Source organism: Nostoc cf. edaphicum LEGE 07299 (assembly GCF_015207245.1).
Lineage (GTDB): Bacteria > Cyanobacteriota > Cyanobacteriia > Cyanobacteriales > Nostocaceae > Nostoc > Nostoc edaphicum_B.
The window spans coordinates 1-3,096 of the sequence record NZ_JADEXF010000803.1 but is presented as its reverse complement, the minus strand read 5'-3'; the positions used below and the strand labels follow the sequence as shown (position 1 = coordinate 3,096).

The following is a 3,096-nucleotide window of genomic DNA, read 5'->3' as shown; positions in this document are numbered from 1 at the left end:
CAGTAATCTCCAAGCATGGAGTGTATCTTCTGCACCTGCTTGTAATCTGACTACTTCTTGGCGTGCTGTTTCTTGAAAAGCTTCATCGGCATCAAACCGCAGTTTGGCTTTGCGATAAAAAGAGACTAAATCACCAATATCTAAAGCATTAGCGGTGGTAAGCGCGTCTGGGTAAACTTCCCGCAGATAGGCAATTAACATTCCAAATTGCGTACCCCAATCACCTACATGATTTAATCGCAGTACATCATGTCCTTGAAATTCTAAAATCCGGGCAATGGAATCACCAATAATTGTCGAACGCAAGTGTCCGACGTGCATTTCTTTAGCAATATTCGGACTGGAAAAATCTACAATTTCTCGCTTCGGTGTTTTCGCGGCTGGAACTCCCAGTCTGGGATCGGCTTGAATCGCGTTTAGTTGTGCTTCTAAGTATGCTGTTTTCAGTTTCAGATTGATAAATCCTGGCCCAGCGATTTCCGGTGGTTCACAGATTTCGGATACATCTAGTTTCTCAACGATCGCACCTGCGATCGCTCTTGGTTGCAATCCTTTCTTTTTACTCAATGATAAAGCCACATTTGCCTGATAATCGCCAAATTTAGGATTGCTAGCAGGAACCAAAATTGGATCTACTCCAGCAAAGTCAGCACCAAAAGCCGCGATTAAAGCCTGCTCTACCTGAGCTTTTAGTTTTTCTTGTGTAGCGTTCATATATAGATTTTATCTGTGAAAGGGGGAATGTAGCTCTGGAAAAGCTTGATTATTTTAACCTTAAAAGATATTCATCAAGCCTAAGCAAAGACTGTCATTTTAAGGTAAAACCCCCTTAAATTGTCTCCCATCCTCGGCATAACTTTTAGATTCTGACGATACCGAAGTCGATTTTGACAGACTACTGCTAGTTAATCAAGTTAACGAAAGCGTACTACGTAGTAAACACTTTAGCGCTTAAAACCAAAACTCAACTTATTTATCCAGGTTTCATTGATTTGATAGATTACTACGTTTCCCAACGTAAGTACGGAGATCAACTCTATTTGTATAGCAGCGTATTAACTGAGCCAACGCTTAGTTGATACGAATGACGACGCACCATTACTTATCTACTTCATTTAAATCAAAATTCCTATAGATTAAGCTTTTAGCTTTTCACTATAGAAATTGCATATCTGATTTTCATAAAAAGTATATATTATTCATTAAGTTTTAATCATGCATAAGTTTAACTACTAAGTGTTGATAACAGTATCATACCAGACAAAATTTTGTTTTTTTCGGTGGAAATACTTTAGATAAAGAGCTATTTAAATATAGTAATAAAAGTAAATAAACAGATTGACGTTGCAGAACTGTAACTGTTAGAAGTAAGAAGAACTGAAGATAGATAGCTGCTCAAAAAGCATTATCTAAATTGTCTTTCCTACTTAATGACTCTTAATATGAAACCTAATTTATTCACAGCCTTAATTGCCGCTACAGCGACCTTGACCGGATTAGTTTCCCAAGTAGAAACTGCATCTGCTGCTGATTTTAATTGGAATAGTTCATGGACTCAACCAACTGTATATAATAAATCTCAAACTGGTTTTAACGACGCTCCTTTTCAACAATTTGTCCAAGCAGAAAGTGTTGCCCTTCCAAACAGCGGACAATTTAAATTAGACCCTAATAAATTAAATCTAAAATACGACCACAATGTTTCTGTTTACTTTATCAATGAGGGTGCAGGTTATAGAAATCAGTTAGCCTTTGAAGCTACAGGAACTACTAATAAGTCTGGGCTGCTTTTTAATGATATTTCCTGTCAAGGAAATGGATGTGTTAGTGGTAACTGGGGTGGTAACGCATTAAAACTAGGTGATGGGGTCAAAGTTGGTAATGTTACCGCAGGTACTCAACTTGACTTCTGGTTAAGAGCTGATGGTTTGAACCGTGGTACCTCTGCCAATATCTTTGGTACTGATACTGCTTCTAACCCTGACGGACTACAGCACACAGTTGCTTATGCTTACAACAACTACATCCTCCTAGCATTCGAGGATTTATACGGTGGTTTATACGCTTCAGGGGTAGATTCTGCAACTGGTAAGAGAAACGAAGGTTCTGATCGCGATTTTAATGATGTTGTCGTCGTTCTTGATATCGGTGAGGCAAATGTTAAAGCTTTAATTGGTGCTACCGTTCCTGAACCATCTGTTACTCTATCAATGTTTGCTGTGGGAGCAGTTAGTATGTTTGGATTGCGCCGTCGCCGTCAAAGTCGCACTTCTAACTAAACTTTGAGACGGTGCTAAATATAAGGTGCATTTAGTTTCATTGGAAAATAACAAGCGATCGATCGCATTTTCACCCGTATAAATAGTGTACGGGTGATTTTACGTTTGTAGTGGCATTTATATTTTATCTATTGCGATCGCGTTCTAAATCATCAATCACTTTTTGCAAATACCACTCGTCTGACATCCCAGGATGATAATCTTTGTTTTGCTGAATCAATCGTTCGGCAATTTCCCAGTATCCCCCAACCATTCGTAAAAGTCGCTGACGCAGTAGGTGATATTTTTGCTTTTTTGACTCTGGACTAAATTTCTGGATTTTTTCTAGGCTATTTAAGACTTGTTGATAATTTTCCCAGTCTTCTTGCTCGCAAAAGATACTCCCCGCCCGTTGATAATCTTCCACGGCGTTTTGTATTTCTTCTAAACAAGTATAGGCAATACCGCGATTGTAGTAAGCTTGAGCCTCATCAGAATTGATTTGCAGCGCTTGGGTGTAATCTTGAATTGCACCGAGATAATTACCCATTGCCCGATAGACATTACCTCTGGCAATATAAACTAAGACATCTTTGGGTTGCATCTGGACTGCTTGGTTAAGATCCGCGATCGCACCTTGATGATCTCCCAAGACAGAACGGGCTTTACCTCGGTTGCGATAGACAATGGCATCTTGAAAATTTAGTCGTAATGCTTGATTAAAATCTGCGATCGCTTCTCGATAATTCCCGATTTTACAACGCACAACCCCACGACAGCAGTAAGCTTGGGCATCTTGCGGATCGGCTTTTAATACCCAGTTTAAATCCTGTCCCGT

The 3,096-nt window shown here is 39.3% G+C and carries 3 protein-coding genes; 1 reads left to right on the top strand and 2 read right to left on the bottom strand.

Translation table 11 applies throughout. The features are described 5' to 3' along the window. On the bottom strand, positions 1-714 hold a 714-nt coding region (argS, locus tag IQ229_RS20900), incomplete at its 3' end, for an arginine--tRNA ligase domain-containing protein (protein ID WP_194047015.1). Positions 715-1,442: 728 nt separating this feature from the next. Between argS and IQ229_RS20895 the strand changes: the two genes are divergently transcribed. Continuing rightward, complete coding sequence (locus IQ229_RS20895) at positions 1,443-2,279, top strand: DUF4114 domain-containing protein (RefSeq protein ID WP_194047013.1); 837 nt, start codon at positions 1,443-1,445, stop codon at positions 2,277-2,279. A 124-nt stretch (positions 2,280-2,403) separates the two neighbouring features. On the opposite strand, the gene IQ229_RS20890 is transcribed toward IQ229_RS20895, so the two are convergent. Then, on the bottom strand, positions 2,404-3,096 hold a 693-nt coding region (locus IQ229_RS20890), incomplete at its 5' end, for a tetratricopeptide repeat protein (RefSeq protein ID WP_194047011.1).